The organism is Mangrovimonas sp. YM274 (assembly GCF_030908385.1).
In the GTDB taxonomy this organism is placed as follows: Bacteria; Bacteroidota; Bacteroidia; order Flavobacteriales; family Flavobacteriaceae; genus Mangrovimonas_A.
In genome coordinates this window covers 2,437,605-2,457,656 of sequence record NZ_CP133091.1, presented here as the reverse complement: position 1 = coordinate 2,457,656, position 20,052 = coordinate 2,437,605, and the positions used below count along the sequence as shown (strand labels likewise).

General features: G+C 37.1%; 18 protein-coding genes and 1 other RNA gene. 6 read left to right on the top strand and 13 right to left on the bottom strand.

Annotated elements, in window-relative coordinates; translation table 11 throughout:
* Nucleotides 1-50: 50 nt before the first annotated feature.
* The 5 genes from RBH95_RS10555 to clpB all read right to left on the bottom strand — a co-directional run bounded on the left by RBH95_RS10555 (nt 51) and on the right by clpB (nt 5,602).
* Complete coding sequence (locus tag RBH95_RS10555) at nt 51-554, bottom strand: histidine phosphatase family protein (RefSeq protein ID WP_307899560.1); 504 nt, start codon at nt 552-554, stop codon at nt 51-53.
* 89 nt (nt 555-643) lie between these two features.
* A complete protein-coding gene (gene deoC, locus RBH95_RS10550; RefSeq protein WP_307899558.1) occupies nt 644-1,306 on the bottom strand; it encodes a deoxyribose-phosphate aldolase in 663 nt (220 codons plus the stop codon).
* Between the two features lie 231 nt (nt 1,307-1,537).
* Nucleotides 1,538-2,419, bottom strand: coding sequence for a TraB/GumN family protein (locus tag RBH95_RS10545; RefSeq protein WP_307899557.1), 882 nt, complete (start codon nt 2,417-2,419; stop codon nt 1,538-1,540).
* A 22-nt stretch (nt 2,420-2,441) separates the two neighbouring features.
* On the bottom strand, nt 2,442-2,831 hold the full coding sequence (locus RBH95_RS10540; RefSeq protein ID WP_307899556.1) for a hypothetical protein: 390 nt from the start codon (nt 2,829-2,831) through the stop codon (nt 2,442-2,444).
* A gap of 161 nt (nt 2,832-2,992) precedes the next feature.
* Nucleotides 2,993-5,602, bottom strand: a complete 2,610-nt coding sequence (clpB, locus tag RBH95_RS10535; RefSeq protein WP_307899555.1) for an ATP-dependent chaperone ClpB — start codon at nt 5,600-5,602, stop codon at nt 2,993-2,995.
* Nucleotides 5,603-5,900: 298 nt separating this feature from the next.
* On the opposite strand from clpB, the gene ytxJ reads away from it, so the two are divergent.
* On the top strand, nt 5,901-6,299 hold the full coding sequence (gene ytxJ, locus RBH95_RS10530; protein WP_307899554.1) for a bacillithiol system redox-active protein YtxJ: 399 nt from the start codon (nt 5,901-5,903) through the stop codon (nt 6,297-6,299).
* A 19-nt stretch (nt 6,300-6,318) separates the two neighbouring features.
* Here ytxJ and RBH95_RS10525 read toward each other — a convergent pair whose 3' ends face one another.
* Together RBH95_RS10525 and fahA are read right to left on the bottom strand one after the other, a co-directional pair.
* Nucleotides 6,319-7,521, bottom strand: a complete 1,203-nt coding sequence (locus RBH95_RS10525) for a hypothetical protein (protein WP_307899553.1) — start codon at nt 7,519-7,521, stop codon at nt 6,319-6,321.
* A 106-nt stretch (nt 7,522-7,627) separates the two neighbouring features.
* Nucleotides 7,628-8,920, bottom strand: a complete 1,293-nt coding sequence (fahA, locus tag RBH95_RS10520) for a fumarylacetoacetase (protein ID WP_307899552.1) — start codon at nt 8,918-8,920, stop codon at nt 7,628-7,630.
* A 204-nt stretch (nt 8,921-9,124) separates the two neighbouring features.
* Here fahA and glyA point away from each other — a divergent pair, with 204 nt between their 5' ends.
* Both glyA and RBH95_RS10510 read left to right on the top strand, forming a co-directional pair.
* Complete coding sequence (glyA, locus tag RBH95_RS10515; RefSeq protein ID WP_307899551.1) at nt 9,125-10,396, top strand: serine hydroxymethyltransferase; 1,272 nt, start codon at nt 9,125-9,127, stop codon at nt 10,394-10,396.
* Between the two features lie 11 nt (nt 10,397-10,407).
* On the top strand, nt 10,408-12,156 hold the full coding sequence (locus RBH95_RS10510; RefSeq protein WP_307899550.1) for an FG-GAP-like repeat-containing protein: 1,749 nt from the start codon (nt 10,408-10,410) through the stop codon (nt 12,154-12,156).
* A 4-nt stretch (nt 12,157-12,160) separates the two neighbouring features.
* Here the strand turns inward: RBH95_RS10510 and RBH95_RS10505 are convergent, their stop codons facing one another.
* From RBH95_RS10505 to RBH95_RS10485, 5 genes are all read right to left on the bottom strand, one after another.
* Nucleotides 12,161-12,538: a hypothetical protein gene (locus RBH95_RS10505; protein WP_307899549.1), complete on the bottom strand. Its 378-nt coding sequence runs from the start codon at nt 12,536-12,538 to the stop codon at nt 12,161-12,163.
* Nucleotides 12,539-12,616: 78 nt separating this feature from the next.
* The gene (locus RBH95_RS10500; protein ID WP_307899548.1) at nt 12,617-14,182 is read right to left on the bottom strand and encodes a hypothetical protein; all 1,566 of its coding nucleotides are present in this window, start codon (nt 14,180-14,182) and stop codon (nt 12,617-12,619) included.
* 100 nt (nt 14,183-14,282) lie between these two features.
* A complete protein-coding gene (locus RBH95_RS10495) occupies nt 14,283-15,017 on the bottom strand; it encodes a hypothetical protein (RefSeq protein WP_307899547.1) in 735 nt (244 codons plus the stop codon).
* Between the two features lie 92 nt (nt 15,018-15,109).
* Nucleotides 15,110-15,499 carry a thioesterase family protein gene (locus RBH95_RS10490; RefSeq protein ID WP_307899546.1) on the bottom strand — a complete coding sequence of 130 codons (390 nt, stop codon included), beginning with the start codon at nt 15,497-15,499 and terminating at the stop codon, nt 15,110-15,112.
* Nucleotides 15,500-15,537: 38 nt separating this feature from the next.
* Complete coding sequence (locus RBH95_RS10485; protein ID WP_307899544.1) at nt 15,538-16,575, bottom strand: glutaminyl-peptide cyclotransferase; 1,038 nt, start codon at nt 16,573-16,575, stop codon at nt 15,538-15,540.
* A gap of 85 nt (nt 16,576-16,660) precedes the next feature.
* On the opposite strand from RBH95_RS10485, the gene ffs reads away from it, so the two are divergent.
* The 3 genes from ffs to fsa all read left to right on the top strand — a co-directional run bounded on the left by ffs (nt 16,661) and on the right by fsa (nt 18,402).
* Nucleotides 16,661-16,759, top strand: an RNA gene (gene ffs, locus RBH95_RS10480) — signal recognition particle sRNA small type.
* A gap of 142 nt (nt 16,760-16,901) precedes the next feature.
* Entirely contained in the window at nt 16,902-17,705 is an 804-nt protein-coding gene (locus RBH95_RS10475) for an SDR family oxidoreductase (RefSeq protein ID WP_307899543.1), read from the top strand.
* Nucleotides 17,706-17,748: 43 nt separating this feature from the next.
* The gene (gene fsa / locus RBH95_RS10470) at nt 17,749-18,402 is read left to right on the top strand and encodes a fructose-6-phosphate aldolase (protein ID WP_307899542.1); all 654 of its coding nucleotides are present in this window, start codon (nt 17,749-17,751) and stop codon (nt 18,400-18,402) included.
* Nucleotides 18,403-18,481: 79 nt separating this feature from the next.
* Here the strand turns inward: fsa and RBH95_RS10465 are convergent, their stop codons facing one another.
* Nucleotides 18,482-19,906 carry a hypothetical protein gene (locus RBH95_RS10465; RefSeq protein WP_307899541.1) on the bottom strand — a complete coding sequence of 475 codons (1,425 nt, stop codon included), beginning with the start codon at nt 19,904-19,906 and terminating at the stop codon, nt 18,482-18,484.
* Nucleotides 19,907-20,052 lie beyond the last annotated feature (146 nt).

The window sequence follows — 20,052 nt, the reverse complement described above, 5'->3', positions numbered from 1 at the left end:
ATTTATGCTAAATACCTTTTGAGAATTTTATTGCAGTTTTAGATTAGCTGTCAGTCTATGGTGAGTATATAATCGGTAATAGTTTCTTCGGATATTACAACAATATACAGGAAGCTGTTGTTGTCGTCTTCCATCATAATATATTTGTCTTGGGAAATGAATGCGTTTGCAATAGCAGGGGTTGTATTGCTATGACCAACAATAAGCACAGTTTGGCCTTTTGTATCATTTTGGAAGGTTTTTATGTCTAGGTTGTTTGGGTCATATAGTTCAATCTCGATGTTGAATCTTTTGGCAATAGGCGCCACAGTTTCCTTAGTTCTATAGTAGTTTGTTGAGAAAATTCTGTCCAAAGGAACATTACTAAAGACACTGTCCCATTGTGTAGCTCTTTTTTGGCCAATTGCAGAAAGGTGAGGGTTGGGATTGGAAGGATCTGTTCTGTCCTTTTCCGCATGCCGAATTAAAAAGTAAGTTGTTGTATTGTTGCTCGATTTTTGAGGAAAAGCGTGAAAAGACAAAAGTATAAGCAGTAAAAGGCTGAACGGTTTCATGATGGATAGTATGGATTATATCCAAATATAAAACAAATTAGGGCCGAAGCCCTAATCTAATGTTTTGATTCAATAAGTTTTATTGTTTGTTAGTCTTCGACTTTCAAAGCTTTGTCTGTAACAATGGCAACACCAGCCGATGTTCCAATTCTGTCTACACCTATATCGATATACTTTTGAGCTGTTTCATAATCTTTAATGCCACCAGAGGCTTTAATCTTGGCGTTGTTACGAACCGTTTTCTTAATGATTTTTACAGCTGTTAATGTAGCGCCACTGTTGGAGAAGCCTGTAGCGGTTTTGATAAAGTCTGCCTTGGCATCCATACAAATTTCACAAGCTTTAATGATTTCGTTTTTAGATAGTTCGCTAATTTCAATAATCACTTTCAGAGGAATGCGTCCAATAGCTTGTTTTATATCACTAATGTCTTTGTAAACGGCTACGTAATTTTTGCTTTTTAAAAAGCCAATGTTTATTACCATATCTATTTCGTTGGCTCCTTGGTTTACGGCAGCTTTAGCTTCACAAACTTTCGCTTCGGTAGACATTGCTCCTAGAGGAAATCCTACAACAGAACAAACTTTTACCTCTGTTTTTTCTAACAGTTGGTGTGCTAATGGGACGTAACAACTATTTACGCAAACGGAGTAAAAATGATGGTTTTTAGCTTCGTTACATAGGTCTATAATGTCTCTTTCTGAAGTTGTGGGTTTTAAAAGTGTGTGGTCTATGTATTTACTAATATTCATGTTTTAGTAGGTTTAATATTGATGTAGTGTAACTTCTGTAAATTTTTAATTTAGAGTTGGTTACGAGTCAATAACGTCTATGTAATTGGGGGAATTAATAGCGGTTCAAAATTAATAAATTAATCTTAATTAAATAAAGTGAAAACTTAAACTTTATTGTATTTGAACGAAAAATTTCACAAAATTTAACATGTTTGTAAGAAGAATTGTTTAGTATGTGTTTGAGTATGATTACGGTAGTACTGCTTCTACTAGATAGCCTTGTTTCCTTAAAAGTGAAATGACACCATTTTCACCAGAAAGGTGTCCGGCACCAACTCCAAAAAAGGTAGGTTGCGCTTTGGAATAGCTACTTATTTTTGAAATCCAAGATTTGTTTCGTTCGTTAAGCATTTGGTCTTGGTATTTATAGGTTAGGGTAGAATTGTCTTTTAGTAGCAGGTTGTGAAGGCCTTCTAAATCCTTGTTTTCATATAGATTCATCATCTCCGTGATATTGGCCTTGTCCTTGGCCATGCTATCTTTAGCCGATTTTAATAGCTCCTCTATTTGGTCTTTATAAGGAATGTCATCAAAGAGTTTCATTTGCTGTTCTATTGTTTCCAATCCTTCCACATTTTCATTTTGCTCTTTTGTTACAGCCATTAATTTATTTTCAAAGGATTGAATAGGACACTGCAGAAGTTTTGGGTATAGCATGGCACTTAAAAAGAATGGCTTGATGTTGCCTAAAACCTCAAGTGGCATGCCGGTTTGGGTCTTGATGAAGCTTGAAAGTAATTGGTAATCTTCTTTTGAAACGAAATCCTTTATGGTTTTTCCGTTTTTCATATACATCTCCTGCATCATTTTTGATTGCAGCTCTGGGTGATCCATATCAATTTCTAGTACCAATAGCGATGTGTTGTCTAGGGCGGTTTTTACGGTTTTGTCCAATGTGGCATCGCAGGTAATGTGGATGGTCCCAAAAATATAGGATGGCTGCTCAAGGCCGTTTCCGGATATTTTCCAAAGCAAGGATTTGTTGGTTTCCTGTGCAATTGTGATTGTTGAAATAAGAACTATTGCTATGTTTATAATGGTTCGGGAAAAAGATGTTAATGACATTTTCATTTAATATTAGAGTAGATTGGGATTATTGTTTTTGTTGGAAATCTTTTAGGATGTGATGGACCCATGTAATTGCCTCGGTCAAGGTATTAAAAATCTTGTAGGGTTTATCAAAGAAATTACGCTCATATTCGGCATTTTTTCTCATAATTCTGGTGGCGGGGACAATGGCAATTCCTAAGAGATTGTGGATTTTTTCTGTTTCAACATAAGTTAGTGGATCTACTGAGTAGGAGTAAACCCTGTTCGATACATATACAAAGTGTTTGCCTGTATAGTGGTTGTGAACAATGGTGCTTAATTTATCATTGTGCTTGGGATGTATGTCAGCGCCTTCTTTAATTTGGTTAATTAAAAAATCATCAAACACCAAAATTTCTGCACTAGGCAAGTTGTAGTAATGAAACCTTCCCATAGAACTCTTTTTTAAAGTTAATAAGGCTTTTGTTTTTGATAAAAAAAGCAACGCTAACCTAATTAAAGGGTCGCGTTGCCTTAACACCAATCAACCAAATTATTATGAAACGTCCTAGCGGACATTTAAACTCCAATGGCGGTTAACCACTGAAGTTTTCGTTAAAGTTCTTCAGTAACCATATTGGCTTGGTTTCTGAAGACTAGTTTATCATCGAATGCATCTAGAAGGACTACACTGTCTGTGGTGACTTTTCCAGAAAGAATTTCTTTACTTAATTCATTGAGAACTTCTTTTTGAATAACTCTTTTCACGGGTCTAGCGCCATATTCTGGATTGTATCCTTTTTCTGCAAGGTATTCCGTAGCTTCTTTTGTAGCATCAAAAGTAATACCTTGTTGGCCTAGCATTTTTGTGAGTCCTTTTAATTGTAGCTCTACGATTTCCAATATGTTTTCCTTGGATAAAGGCGTAAACATGATGGTTTCGTCAATTCTGTTTAAAAATTCAGGTCTTACCGTTTGTTTCAGTAAGGCTAACACGTCAATTTTTGCGCTTTCCATAGCGGAATCTATATCTTTGGTGGCATCAAAACGTTCCTGTATAATCTGACTTCCCATATTTGAGGTCATGATGATTATAGTGTTTTTAAAATCAGCCAAACGACCTTTATTGTCTGTAAGGTGCCCTTCGTCCAGTACTTGCAAAAGAATATTGAAAGTGTCTGGGTGTGCTTTTTCAATTTCATCCAATAACACAACTGAATAAGGTTTGCGTCTTACGGCTTCGGTTAATTGTCCACCTTCGTCGTAACCTACATATCCTGGAGGCGCACCCACTAATCGGCTCACGGCATGACGTTCTTGGTATTCGCTCATGTCTATTCTGGTCATGGCGTTTTCGTCGTCAAACAGGTATTCGGCCAAAGCCTTTGCCAATTCGGTTTTACCTACACCAGTGGTTCCAAGAAATAAAAAGGTTCCAATAGGCTTTTTAGGGTTTTGCAGTCCTGCCCGGCTTCTTCGCACGGCATCACTTACCGCCGTAATGGCTTCGTCTTGGCCTACTACACGTTTATGCAGTTGGTCTTCCAATTTCAACAATTTTTCACGTTCGCTTTGCAACATTTTGGTAACAGGAATTCCTGTCCATTTTGCCACTACTTCTGCGATGTCGTCATAAGTAACTTCTTCTTTAATCAGGGAGTTTTCATTTTGATTTTCATGAAGCTCCTTTTGAAGTTTTTCCAGACGTTCTTGACTTTCTTTTATTTTTCCGTAGCGGATTTCGGCAACTTTACCGTAATCACCATCGCGTTCTGCCCGTTCGGCATCCAATTTATAGTTTTCAATTTCAAGTTTAGTGGCTTGAATGTTGTCAACAACATCCTTTTCGCTTTTCCACTTAGCATTGATTTCGTTGCGTTCTTCTTTTAAATTGGCCAAGTCTGATCGCAGAGATTTCAATTTAGCCTCGTCCTTTTCGCGTTTAATGGCTTCAATTTCAATTTCCAATTGCATGATTTTTCGATCTAAAACATCCAATTCCTCGGGTTTTGAATTGATTTCCATACGCAATTTGGAAGCAGCTTCGTCCATTAAGTCAATAGCCTTGTCTGGAAGGAATCTGTTGGTAATATAGCGTTCAGATAATTCTACGGCACCAATTATTGCTTCATCTTTGATACGGACCTTGTGATGGGTTTCGTATTTTTCCTTGATTCCTCTTAATATAGAAATAGCGCTTTCGGTATCCGGTTCATCTACCATAACTTTTTGGAAACGTCTTTCTAGGGCTTTATCCTTTTCAAAATACTTTTGGTATTCGTCAAGCGTAGTGGCGCCTATGGCACGCAATTCTCCTCTGGCCAAGGCAGGTTTCAAAATATTGGCAGCATCCATCGCGCCTTGACCGCCTCCGGCCCCTACAAGAGTGTGTATTTCGTCTATAAAGAGAACAATGTCTCCATCACTTTCGGTAACTTCTTTGATGACTGCTTTTAAGCGCTCTTCAAATTCACCTTTGTATTTGGCGCCTGCAATAAGGGCGCCCATGTCTAAGGCGAAAATCTGTTTATCAACCAAATTTTCGGGGACGTCACCATCTACAATGCGGTGGGCAAGACCTTCTGCAATGGCAGTTTTACCTGTGCCCGGCTCTCCCACTAAGATTGGATTGTTTTTGGTGCGTCTGGATAAAATTTGAAGAATTCTACGTATTTCTTCATCGCGACCAATAACGGGATCCAGTTTTCCGTCTTTGGCTAACTGATTAAGATTTTTAGAGTATTTGTTGAGGGCATTGTAGGTGTCCTCTTGACTTTGAGAGGTTACACGGTCGCCTTTTCGCAATTCGCTAATACCTGCCGATAATGCTTTTTCAGTGACGCCTTGGTCCTTGAGCATTTGGGCTATTTTGCTGTTGGATTTAAAAACAGCCAAGATTAAATGTTCAATGGAGACAAAGTCATCCTTCATTTTTTTAGCAATAATGGATGCTTCGTTAAGCGTTTTGCCTGCTTCTCTGGAAAGCATGATATCGCCTCCCGAAACTTTTGGAAAGCTTTCCAATTGCTTGTCCAAGGCCTGTTGCAGGACCATGGTATTTACATTTAATTTTTTAAGAATGAATGGCAATACATTCTCGTCAACTTCAGAAATGGCTTTAAAGATGTGCTCATTTTCAATTTGTTGATGACCAAAACCTTGGGCGAGCTGCTGTGCTTGCTGTATGGCTTCTTGTGATTTTATTGTATAATTATTTAAGTTCATAGTTTGATTTTCTTTTGATTTTAGAAAGCTAAAGTCAAAAAGCTTACCACTTAAACACGTGTGACAAAATGTCGTTATTTTAACGGAAAAACCGTGACGTTTTGTCGGTTTTTAGCGAGGTGTAGGATAGGTCTTGGTTTGTACTGTAAGTTACAAAAAAGTATTGTTTTTACAGTGGGAATTTGATGTTAAATAATTGATAATCAAGTTGTTTTTATGTGTTAGCTATTTGATTAACGTTAATTTATAACTGTTGAACAAAAAATAAATTAGATTTACATTTCTAAAAGAGAAATACATGGGATTTATAAAGAAATTGTTTGGTGGCGATAAGGTCATTGAAGAAAGTGAAGAGTTGGGAAAAGTGTCATGGTGCGCCTTGACTACGGTTGAGCAGTTAAACGAGCTTAAGGAGGCCTCTCAAACTAAGCCACAATTAATTTTTAAGCATTCTACAAGATGTGGAGTGAGCAGAATGGTATTACGTCAATTTGAAGGAGCTTATGGTTTTCCGGAAGAAGACTTCGATTTGAATTTTTTGGATTTATTGAACTATCGAGAGGTATCTAATGCCATTTCAAGTATGTTCCAGGTGATGCATCAATCGCCACAGCTTCTTGTTATTAAAAATGGAGTAGTGGTAGCACATGCTAGTCATAGTGCTATTTTGGAACTTAATTTAAATGATTACGTTTAGTATTCTAAAAAAAAAGCCCCTAATAACGAGGGGCTGTAGTTTGATTGTCTATTTTGAATGAGGCTAAAATATCCTTCAGTTTTAGTTTTAAATCTTCACCCGTGTCAAATACCATTTGTTCGTTGCTGGGGAATGGAATAGCACGGTTGCGCATTAAGTTTAAGTCTTCTCTAGTCAAAGCTCGTTTGTCTCCTTCATAGGTTGCGTAAAAATGCTCAAAGATAAATCCACTATCTATAGGAAGTGTACTTATCGTTTGTTGTGTTTTAAGGTCTGAAAACACAGCATTTCCAAGAATTTGTGATGATTTGAATTGCTGGAATTCATAAAGGTTGGCTTTCACATTGATTATTTTGTCTACTTTAATGTCGTTGCCGAGACTGTCCTTCATCACATTCCCGTTTTGATCCAACTGGTACTGCCAGCCATCCACTATTTCCTGCTCTCTAGGAATTTGACGTTCCTTAATTTGTTCCGGAGAAATATTGATGCGCTGTAACTGTAGTTCCATGCCATAATCGTATTGCAGTCCTGATATTCTGTTGGAGTGATATGATAACCAAAACTGATTTAGACCATAAGTGTCAAAATTCAATAAATCTTGTTCCAATTGCCGAGGGATGACCTGATTGGTGTAATTTTTAATATGTACAATCACATGTTCCATACCTCTTTCATGAGCTTCCAAAAGTAATTCCCGGGTGTCTTCATAATTTGGATAGATGCGCTCCACGTATGAGAATACGTTATGGGCTTCCCTGATATCCGTTTTAAAGTTGGACTCTAAAAGCGCTAGACCTTTTTCATATAAATAATCAGCGGTTTTGTTTTTCCATTCGGAAATGGCATTGCTGTAATCCTGAAACTTGAAAGTGATGGTCTTACCTTCTACGACCAATGGTAAAATTGGTTTAATGGCTTCCTGCCTTTTGTTGAGGTAACTATAGAGTTCATAGATTTCTGTATACAATTCCGGATTGTTATCTTTTTTGAGGTGTTTAATTGTTGTTAGATCACGTTCTTGTGCCTTGTGAAATGCGTCTTGCAGCATCATGGCGTAATCCTGTTTGCGTTTGGAAGTTTTATTGGTTTCCAATTTTCTTAGAGCTTCCGTGATGGCTTGGTTGTAATTGCCAGTATTAATGGCTCTCTCAACTTGTTTTTTGCTACTGCAGCTTAATACCAAAGAAAGGATAACTGATAAGAGTAAACTTCGTTTCATAAGCATTTGTTTTAGGTGTGTTTATGTCTAGATTCAAATTTAATGCCAAAAAAAACACCCTCAATATCACTATTGAGGGTTGTATGATGTATATGTGTAAATTGTATTACTTTTTCTTTTTAGGTTCAAAAACCGGAAGTAATTGAGTAGATACTTCTCCAAATCCAATTCGGGTACCGTCCTTTTCGCAATAACCTCTCATGATTACAGTGTCATAATCATTGATAAATTTACGCTCGGAACCGTCCTTCATTGTTAATGGGCGTTCTCCTCGCCAAGTCAATTCCAGCATAGATCCAAAGGAATCTTCGGTTGGTCCAGAAATGGTTCCACTTCCCATAAGGTCTCCAGAGTTTACAGGACAACCGTTAATGGTGTGGTGAGCCAATTGCTGAGCCATGTTCCAATACATATATTTAAAGTTGGATTTGCTCACAATAGTTTCTTTTGCCGATTTGGGCTTAAGAGATACTTCTAAGTTGATGTCGTAGCTCTTTTTACCTTTGTATTGTAAATATGGTAACTGAGGTTTTTCTGGTTTTGGACCTTGTACGCGGTACGGTTCCAAGGCATCCAACGTCACAATCCAAGGTGAAATGGAAGAGGCGAAGTTTTTTGCCAAGAATGGTCCTAGTGGTACATATTCCCATTTTTGAATATCGCGGGCAGACCAGTCGTTCAACAATACCAATCCAAAGATGTATTCTTCTGCTTCCTCGATTGGAATAGGTTCTCCAAGGTCATTGGCATCGGTAGTAATGAAAGCCATTTCCAGTTCAAAATCTACCAATTTGGATGGTCCAAATACAGGGGTTTCACTTCCTGCCGGAAGGGTTTGTCCTTGTGGTCTGTGGACCGGGATTCCTGAAGGGATGATAGAAGAACTTCTTCCATGGTAACCAACAGGTATGTGCAGCCAGTTAGGCATCAGTGCATTATCGGCGCCTCTAAACATGGTTCCAACGTTGGTGGCATGTTCAAGGCTTGAATAAAAATCGGTATAGTCCCCAATTTCAACAGGCAATTGCATTTCAATTTCGTCTAAACGAAACAGGACAATTTCTTTATGTTGTTTATTGTTTTTTAAAGTGGTGTTATTACTGTCAAAGATTTGAGCAATACGGTTACGTACGGCACGCCATGTTTTTCTTCCGTCGGCAATAAAGTCGTTAAGGGTATCTTGAAGGAATATATCGTCGGTTAACGGAATGCCGTCAAAATAGCCTAATTGATGCAGTGCACCCAAGTCTATGGCAGTATCTCCAATTCGGGTTCCTATAGTAATGATGTCGTCACGTGTAAGAAACACCCCAAAAGGTATGTTTTGAATTGGAAAATCAGAGTTCTTTCCTACGTGCAGCCATGATGTTCTATCTGGATTATTTGCTGATAAAGGCATAAAAGTATTAGAGATTAATGGTTTAATAAATTCTAGTCAAACCTACATAATTTTTTCGTTCTAATTGAAAAAAATGCTGAAAAAGTAGGTTGATTTCTAAGGGTTAATAAAAAATAAAGACCAAGAAGGTAAATATCTGTTTTTTGAACTTCAATACTCATTGGATTTATTATTTTTGATAAATTTTTAACTAAACTAATTTTTATGCTACGTGATCAACAAATTTTTGAGCTCATAGAAGACGAAAGAGAAAGACAATTGGAAGGTTTGGAGTTAATTGCTTCCGAGAATTTTGTAAGCGAACAAGTAATGGAAGCTGCAGGTTCTGTATTGACCAATAAATATGCCGAAGGATACCCAGGAAAACGTTATTACGGAGGGTGCGAAGTGGTTGATCAAATAGAACAAATAGCCATAGATCGTGCCAAAACATTGTTTGGAGCTGCCTACGCAAACGTACAGCCACATTCAGGAAGTCAAGCTAACACTGCGGTTTTTGCAGCTTGTTTGAAGCCTGGAGACAAAATATTAGGTTTCGATTTATCTCATGGTGGACACTTAACACACGGGTCTCCAGTGAATTTCTCAGGAAAATTGTACAATCCTGTGTTTTATGGAGTAGATCAAGAAACTGGCGTTTTGAACTATGATAAAATTCAAGAGGTTGCCACTAAAGAGCAGCCTAAACTTATTATAGCGGGAGCTTCTGCTTATTCCCGTGATATGGACTTTAAAAGGTTCCGTGAAATTGCTGATAGCGTGGGAGCTATTTTAATGGCCGATATTTCTCACCCAGCAGGTTTGATAGCCAAAGGAATTTTGAATGACCCAATTCCTCACTGTCATATTGTAACGACTACAACGCACAAAACTCTTAGAGGACCTAGAGGAGGGATGATTTTAATGGGAGAAGATTTTGACAATCCATTTGGATTAAAGTTGAAAAATGGAAATCTTAGAAAAATGTCTTCATTATTGGATTCTGCGGTATTCCCAGGAAACCAAGGAGGACCATTAGAACATATCATTGCCGCTAAGGCTATTGCTTTTGGTGAAGCACTTACCGATGATTTTATGCATTATGTATTGCAGGTGAAGAAGAACGCTGCAGCTATGGCTGAGGCTTTTGTGGCTAAAGGCTATAATATCATTTCCGGAGGGACTGATAACCACATGATGTTGATCGATCTTCGCAATAAGAACATAACAGGAAAAGAGGCAGAGGAAGCTTTGGTAAAAGCTGATATTACTGTAAACAAGAATATGGTGCCTTTTGATGATAAGTCTCCTTTTGTTACTTCAGGAATTAGAATAGGGGCAGCGGCTATAACCACAAGAGGTTTAAAAGAAGCTGATATGGAATCTATCGTAACCTTGATAGACGAGGTTATTACAAATTATGAAAACGAAACTGTGCTGGAAGAAGTCGCTGTAAAAGTGAACAACATGATGAAGGATAGAGCTTTGTTTAACTAAACAAATACTCTATGGTAACAAGATTAATAGCGTTCGTTAGTGCAATTGGTTTGTTTTTGGTGTCCCCTAAACTAAAGGCTCAATTGCAATTTGATAATGTGGCACTGGCCAAGGGAATTGATGTGACGATCGATCTTCTTTCAGAAGGAGGCGGCGTTTCGTTCTGCGATTTTAATGGTGACGGTTGGGATGATATAACCTTCAGTTCGGCTACAGATACTCCCGTGTTGTTTTTTCAAAATAATGAAGGAACTTTTTCGCAGGTGACTTTTGATATGGTCGATCCCAATTACAATACCAAGCATCCTATTTGGGTAGATTATGACAATGATGGCGATAAAGATTTTTTTGTGACCAGTAATATTGGTTTCAACAGACTTTATCAGAATCAAGGAGATATGACCTTTGTTGATGTTACGGAAACATCAGGAATAGATGGGAATACGCCTTTGTCTACAGGTTGTGCTTGGGGAGATTATGACAACGATGGATTTTTGGATGTCATGATATGCAAGTACGACTTCACTTCCGAAATTTACAATCAACTGTATCACAACGAAGGAGATGGTACATTTACCAATGTTACTGTAGCTTCTGGGGTTGCGGATTTGGAAGCTGTGTTGTGTTTAAATGCAGTTTTTTGCGATTTCAATAATGACGGTTGGCAAGATATTTATATCAATAATGATCGTACTTATTATGATAACTATTTTTTGAAAAACAATGGCGATGGCACATTTACAGACATTAGTGTAAGCAGTGGCGCCGATTTAGCAATGGATGCTATGTCTGCCACAGTGGAAGACTTTGATAATGATGGTTGGGTGGATATCTATATAACCAATACCGATAGTCCTTTTGCCGATCCTGAAGGGAATGCACTTTTAAGTAACAATGGTGATGAAACCTTTACCAATATTGCTGGTATGACAGGAACTGTTTTCAATAGTTTTGGTTGGGGAGCCCTATTTTTGGATGCCGATTTGGATACGTTTAACGACATTTATGTTAGTGGTGCTTTTACAGATACTCAGCCTGCTATGCTGCTTCCTTCTGCCTTTTACCACAACCAAGGAAACGACACATGTTTGATTCCTGAAACCGCCGGTTTTGATGACGATATTCAAGTGAGTTATGGGAATGCCCTAGGTGACTTTAACAATGATGGATTGCCAGATATGGTAGTTATTAATGATAATTCGCTGCCGTTTTTATGGGAAAATCAAACCGATACTTCTAATAATTATCTTAAGGTAAAATTGGAAGGTGTTAGTTCTAACAAAGATGGTATTGGTTCAAAATTGGAGGTTTCTGCCGGAGGAAAAGTACAGTATCGTTATGTTGCTTTAGGGGAAGGGTATTTAAGCCAAAATTCCAACACTGAGCTTTTCGGAGTAGGAGAGTCCACAACCATCGATTATGTTAAGGTGACATGGCTAAGTGGTACTGTAGATATTTATAATAATGTTGCTCCTAATCAAACTTTGGAAGTTGTGGAGGGAAGTACTCTTGGGATTGATGAGGCCGCATTTGGCCTGATTAGTATTTATCCAAATCCTTCCTCGGGATTGGTGGTAATTTCTGGTCTAGAATTGGCCTCACATTTATCAGTCTACAATACTTTAGGGCAACATGTATACGAACAGGAACTTGACAATTCTAATAATAGGGTTGATTTATCCAATATTGCCAAAGGACTTTATTATTTTAATATTTCTAACGAATTAGGATCTGTTACCAAAAAGATTGAATTAAAATGATCTGTTAGCAGAAGGGATTCATATTAAATAAGCTTAAAACCCCTAGAATAAGTGCAACATCCCCGATGAGTACTTTATAGGGGTTTATTTTTTGAGATAGTTTGAAAAGTGAATCGCCTATCCCTGGAACTTTTGAAAGCTGTTGGGGGAGTAACAATATTCCGCAGGCTATCCCTACAAGAGCGAAAATGATACAGTTAAATTTAATTATGAATATAATACCTATGGCTAAGGTTAGTATTCCAATAATAGGGCTTAATGGCTGTAATTTGGCGGCAATATTTACAAAAAAATTACTTTTTCCGTCCAAACGGTCTAAAGTTGTTACCGCTAGCATAAGACCTGCACAGATACAGGCTATTTCAAAAATAAAATAAGTCATAACAAAACCCTGATTAATAGTTGTGTTATAAAATTAGTTAAATTTTGATTACCTAAATATGTGTTTTACTAACTAATCTTAATTTTCTTCAAATGTAATATGTTGATATGCGCCTAAATCGGGGGAACTAGTTCTGTTGTTGTTCAAGAGGTCTGTTGGTACTTGGTTGGCATAAAAAGCATTCCCTTGATTGTTGGCTGCAGAATCTTCCCCTATTATTAAATCGTTTTCAAAAGGTGCTCTAAAATCGGGCGATTCATTAAAGATATTGTTCTCATACAGAAGCGTATTGTCAAAATCATAATTGTCTCCAGAAAAGAAGTTGGTGTTATCTTGAAATCTTAACAGACAGTTGGTAAATTTGAAATTGAAGACTTCGCCACTTTCTTCTTGATCCAAAAGAAATTCAGGGTTGTCATTACCATAGATAATGCAATTGTTGAAGTTGGCCTCATCAAGGTCATTGGTGTAGATATTCTGTTCTTCATCCACCTCATAATTATTGATAAGTACGGATGGAAATTGCCTAAAGCTGTTGCCCCAATAATTGGCCAAGGTACAGTGCGTAAAATTGTATTTTCCGCCATAGGTGCCTGCAAAAGATGATTGCCCAGAATTATTGATAACTACATTTTGGGCTCCAATAGAAGTAGCACGACCCAAAACACCAAAGTTACTAGAGTTGTAAATTTGGGTATTTGTAAGATTCAGTTTATTGCTTTCTTCGTATTGGTTTCCTTCACTTAAAATACCGATGGTTGCATTTTTTATGGTGGCGTAATTAATGGAGTTATTGGTACTTCCGTTGTATAACCAAATGGTTCCCCATTGCCCAGGAACATCCTCGTATAAAGGTTCAAGACGGTCCCCTTGAAAAATAACTTCGTTTTCCAAAAGCTCTTGGTCATTGCTAAAAGCACCATTTACTTGTAAAGACGCGTTATTGGTTACTAGCAGGCCTGAATTGGCGTGAAAATGTATGCGCGCACCAGCTTCTACAGTCAGTGTTTTGCCACTGTTGACTCCCGCGTAGCCGTAAATAACATAGGGTTTCTCGTTGGTAAATGTCAATTCTTCATCGGTTAAAAAACGCCCTTGAAGATTCGTTTCGTCATCAATGCCATCACCATCCACATCAAACGTGAGGGTTTCCACAATTCCGGTAGTTTCATCTTTACTAGGATAGATAAATACCGCATCTTGTATTAGGGTTACCAATTCTACTTTTTGAAAATTGTTGCCGCTGTCAAATTCTATGGCATCGGTGTATAAAAATTGGGAGTTGGTAGCAGCAAAGGTTTCTATGTCTACAGTTGTTTCTATAAAAATGTACATACTGTCCTTTGCCAATAATTCTATATCTTGAAACTCCTTTCCGGAAAGGCCGTCAACATTCAAGCGGTAATTGGAGCTTTCTCCTTGTCCTAAACGTAGCGTAGGGATGACAATATCATTAGAACTTCTGTTGTATACTTTAAGGTTGTAGGTGCTTGAACCAATATTTGTGAATACGGTATCAAGGTACACGGTGTCTTTGGAAAATTGTAATTGTCCCGTACTTGGTTCGAAATCAAAATCGTTTCGACAGGAACTCCAGGTCATTAAAATTGATAGTGCAAAAATAAAGTAGCCTAGTTTCTTCATAGATAATAAAATGCTGTGGTGCTTTTGAGCGATAAAAGTATGATTTTTTACACGAATGCGTAGTATCAACGGAAGTATTTTAGAGTTGTTGCCTTTTAAGTTAAGGTTTGTTTTCCTGCAATAGTTTGGAGAAGCTATCGCCATGCTTTAAAAGGGCATCCAAAAGGAGAAAATCATTGTTGCTTTTCAGTAGGGATTTCGAAATGTTTTGGGCTTCTAAGTATTCAAAGAATAGGTATTTGTGTTCCAATGGAATATGTAGTTCTTTCTTTATAAAGTTGTCATTGAAATAGGAACTCGTGGAAAATAGTCTGTAAAAATCCTCATATAATGCATACTGGATGACTGGGATGTCTTTTTTGCTTTTAAATAGTTTTCCAAAAAGTTTTCCTATGGCAATGAAATCCATTGAAGTGTTATATTGGTTACTGTATAAAAAGGGATTGTTCTTCCTATCAGTTGCCAACTGCTTTAGAAAGGTAGATTGGAATTTTGTAGAGTCAAAAACCTTTTCCCTTTCATCAATTATGATGATTTCATCTAAGGTATGAGTAACTTTTTTTAATTCAATGACTAGGGTTTCTTTAAAGTGAATTGGTTTTAAAACCAGTTGCTGGCTTTCATGAAATAAGGAGTGGAATGTTAAAGTGTCGCCTGGAGCGGCTTCTACATTGAAGTTGCCATTGTCATCGGTATAAGTAAATTTATTTTTGTTGATGTTGATGATTTTGCCTCCTTTTACAGTGGTTTCGGCATCATATACTTTGCCTTTCAAGGATTGGGAAGCGGCAAGTTGGGAGGCAAGAATACAAACAAAACAAAGGATTCTAAACATATTTTGATTGGTTGGCTTACAATCAAAATAAGACAATAGTAAAGTAAGAATCCTCTTTCTTAAGAAAATTTAACAGCGGTTTTAACCTTTGTTTAAGTAAAGAGATGTTCTATTTCTTCAGTAATTCTGCAAGGCCGATTGGTATTTTTTGAAATTAAACACCAATTGGCTTTTGAGGTTACAAGTAGCTTGGAGGTTGTATTGTTATAGATTTCTACAATCCTAGTAGAGATGACACCTTCGGATTTGGCGATATAGGTTTTTAGCCTAATGGATTCTCCTAGAAAGGCAGGTTGCTTGTATTCTATGGTATGTTTTACCAACACCCAAAAATACTGGTCTTTTATGGCTTGGGTAGCCCCAGCGTCCCAATGTTGGGACGCAACATCTTGAACCCATTGTACGTACCTCACATTGTTGACGTGGTTTAGCTGGTCCAGATCATCTTCTGTTACGGTAATTATGGTTTCAAAGGTTTTCATGGCTCAATTTGTTTGGGCGCAAAAGTAGCCTTTATTGCTTACTTTTCAATAATTTCAACTTCAAACAATTTGTTCCAACGTTTACCAGTTACAAAAAGGGTATTTGTCTCAGGATTGTAAGCAAGACCATTCAGTACGTCTAGGCCAGGATGTTGTTTTACTTTGTTGTGAAGCGGGGAGAAGTCAATAACTCCTTCTACAGCGCCATTTTTAGGGTTGATAATGGTTACACCATTAAATTGATAGTTGTTGGCATATATTTTACCGTCAATCCATTCCAATTCATTCAGGTTGATTACTTTTCCCTTATCTCGGTAAACCTGAATATGGTCTTTTTCCTGAAGGGTGTTAGGATCTAAAATCCATATGTTCTCGGTTCCATCACTTTTATAAATTACGTTATTGTCATTACAAAGTCCCCAACCTTCTTTGCTTTGACCGTAAGTGAAGGAGCTAATCTTTTCAAAAGACTCCAATTGGTAAACAAATCCGGTGTTTTCTCTCCAAGTTAACTGGTAGATCTTGTCATTTAAAATGGTCATTCCCTCTCCAAAATACTGCCTTTCCAAATCGGTCTTTTGTAATACGTCTCCTGTTTTATAATCTACTTTAAGTAATTTAGATTCGTTGTATTGCCCTGTACTTTCATAAAGATAGCCGTCGTGAAATTCTAGTCCTTGCGTGTAGGAGGTAATATCGTGAGGATATTCGTTAATGATATTAAAGGTATATAGTTTTGGTTTTTGGTTGTTCAAAATGGTGATGCGAGTTGAAACTTCATCGGTACCTTCTTTAGTGGTGATTGTAGCGGTTATTTGTTGAACGCCTAGTTTTACATCTTCCAATTTAATTTCATTGGGGATTGTTTGGTCGGCCAGCTTATAACTAACCGAGGTCACTTCGACGTTTTTTGGGTTTTTTAATGACAGTTTTAAGGTCTCTCCAAGGGTAATTATGTTCTTTTTGGCGCTTGTTTCAATAGAAAAAATATTTTTTTTGGTTTCATTATTGCTGCCGCAAGACCATAAAACAAAAGCTAAAATGGTGATTGATAGAAGTTTATATGTGGCTGTCATTTCAATATGTTTTTAAGGCAATTTATCTAATAAAATTCAGTTTAAAAAATCATTGCAGAACTATTAAAAGATTGTATCTTTGCAGCGGCAAGTCCTACACAACCAGCTCCTGCTGAATCCTCCAGGGCGGGAACGCAGCAAAGGTACGCGGTCGTAGCGGTGTGATGTAGGTAGCTTGCCTTTTTTTATGGCATAAACTGAACCTTTTTGGTGAAAAGGGGAATTAAAAATATATGGATTTGTTGCACTTTTGTAACAAATCCTTTTTGTTTTATGCTCTTCCCAAATACATTCTTATTTTTACGCCCTAAGTTTATAATATCATAATGTCTAAAGTTGTACTCATTACCGGAGGATCTTCCGGAATCGGTAAATCCATAGGAGAGTTTTTAACTACAAAAGGGTATAAGGTATACGGTACCAGCAGAAATCCTGATAAATATACCAATAGCAAGTTTCAATTAATAGCCTTGGATGTTTCCAAGCCTGATACAATTGCCAAGGCAGTAGCCTTTGTGGTGGAGAGGTCAGGGAAAATAGATGTGCTCATTAACAATGCCGGGGCAGGAATAACTGGCCCTATTGAAGAAATTCCGGATGTGGAAATCAAGCGTAATTTCGAAACTAATTTTTTTGGTCCAATAAATGTTATCAAGGCTGTATTGCCACACATGCGTAACCAAAATACTGGGATGATAGTTAACGTAACTTCCATTGCGGGCTATATGGGATTGCCTTACCGAGGTATTTACAGTGCCAGCAAAGGGGCTTTGGAACTGGTGACGGAGGCTTTCAGGATGGAACTTAAAGGTTTTAACATTAAAATGACCAATGTGGCTCCTGGAGATTTTGCTACAAATATTGCAGCGGGAAGGTTTCATGCGCCTGTATTGCAGGAGTCTCCATACAAGGAACCTTATGGAAATACCTTAAAATTGATGGATGCCCATGTAGATGAAGGAAAGGACCCTATGCTTATGGCAAAAGCCATTCATAAAATCATAGAAACTCCAAATCCTAAAATCCATTATAAAGTAGGAGAGTTTATGCAGAAGTTTTCCATTGTTTTAAAGCGAATTTTGCCTGATAAAGTTTACGAAAAACTACTGCTTAATCATTATAAATTGTAATTTTGCTGGAGATTTAATAATCAACTTTAAATAAACAATAAACATGAAATTTTTTATAGACACAGCTAATTTAGATCAAATTAGAGAGGCACAGGAATTAGGTATTTTGGATGGTGTAACAACCAACCCTTCATTAATGGCCAAAGAAGGTATTACAGGGGTTGATAACATTATGAAGCACTATGTAGATATCTGTAATATTGTAGATGGTGATGTAAGTGCCGAGGTAATTTCTACAGATTTTGAAGGAATGGTAAGAGAGGGTGAGGCTTTAGCTGAGTTACACGACCAAATCGTGATTAAATTACCAATGATTAAAGACGGTGTTAAGGCTTGTAAATATTTCAGTGATAAAGGAATTAAAACCAATGTAACTTTGGTGTTTTCTCCAGGGCAAGCGTTATTGGCGGCTAAAGCGGGAGCAACTTATGTTTCTCCATTTATTGGTCGTTTAGACGATATTTCTACAGATGGATTGAACCTTATTGCTGAAATCCGTCAAATTTTTGACAACTACGGTTACGAAACAGAAATTCTTGCGGCTTCTGTACGTCACACAATGCACGTGATTGACTGTGCTAAACTTGGTGCAGATGTAATGACTGGGCCATTGAGTGCTATTACAGGCTTGTTAAACCACCCATTAACAGATATAGGACTTGAGAAGTTTTTGGCAGACTATAAAAAAGGAAACTAAAAATTCTTTTCCCTCATATAAAAAAAGCTCCTAACAATTAGGAGCTTTTTTTATATGATAAATTGAAAAATAATGGCTTTTATTTCTGAGCGATTAGTTTTTCAAAGTTATTCTCAAATTCTTTACTGTAAAGGCTGTTTTTGGAAGAGATAATTTTACCTGAGGCATCAACTAAAAACACGGTGTAAACAGAGTTAATGACTAATGTTTTCATTCCTTCACCCAAATCTTCAAAGCGGTACTCATTTTGAGCAGAAAGTTTACTGCGTTTCAATGTGTTTTTCCAATAGACTTTATTTTCATCATTAATGTTAATGGCAATAATATTAAGGTCAGGATATTTATCCTTGAGCTTTTTGGTTCGGTAATAAAGATTTTTGTGGTTTAGGTCAAAGTTTGACGACCAAAAGTAAATGACAGTTGGTTCGTTTATTAAGGATTTTAAATTTTCTTTTTCATCCTCAAAATTGACCAAAGTAATATCAGGGATTGGTTCTCCTGGCTTAAGTCTGTTTAGTCTAGCCACAAGATTATTAATGTCTCTTTTGTCTATGTTGCTTGTGGTTTTAGCCAAATAGGAATCCAATAATTGGTTGGTCTCCTGAATGTCATCACTCATATAGACGCATTCTCTTATGTTTACTTTTAGTAAATTATTCTTGATGGCATCAACATTTACAAGGCTATCGATTAAATCTAACTTTTTGAGGTTATACTTTAAGGAGTGTCTATCGAAGTATAAATGCTGGTCTGTATTTTTGTAATATTCGTCAAGGGCAAGGTTGTTGAAGTGAGCAATTAAAAACCGATTGTAGGTGGCATATTCTCTTAATGCTTCAAAATTATAGTTAATGTCTTTTCTAAAATCGTAGAAGTGTTCGGGTAAATCTTTAAAGTGGACTAATCTGCTGTCACCATAATAACCAAACGGGTATACCTCCCTGTAGTAATAATTGTTGTAATTAATGTTGGCTTCGGCTATGGATTTGAAAAAATTGGTAGAAGGGTATTTTTCCAAAAAGAGATTGAGGTGTGCCATTTTTTCCTCTTTTTTTGAGCTTAAATAATCTTCAAACTCTTCGGGTGGCATCTTAAAGAGGGTGGTTTTCTTTTTATCCTCACTTTCATCCTGTAAAAAGGATTTAATTAGGTAGTTGTTCTTTTTGGAGCCAATTCCTGTAAATACCAAGGACTCATCAAAATCTAAGGTGTTTAACCTTAACATGATGCTGTCTTGAGGTTCCAAAAGCACCAATTGGTATTCACCGCCATGTAAAAAAGCATATAAACCAGATTTAATATGGTCTATCTTCTTAAAAAATCGGTTTTCTTCGTCAAGGTAAAGGGTATCTACTTGGTTTTCTGCTAAATGAAGTGTTACGTAATTTTTTTTGGGATTGATAATTTCACCCCCAAAATAAGCGTGGTCTTCGGGAGTATACTTGGTATCCATACATCCCGTCACAAACACTGATACTATAAGGGGTATGATGTAAAACTTCATAGAGATTACTTAATGTAGGTTGCTTTCGGTTATAAACAAAAATAGACTAACAAATCTATACCTCTTGTTAAGGCGTTGTTAAAAGTTATGTAGTACTAAGCTTTCAACGGATTTGTGCTGTCAAAAATAGAATAGATGTTTCATCT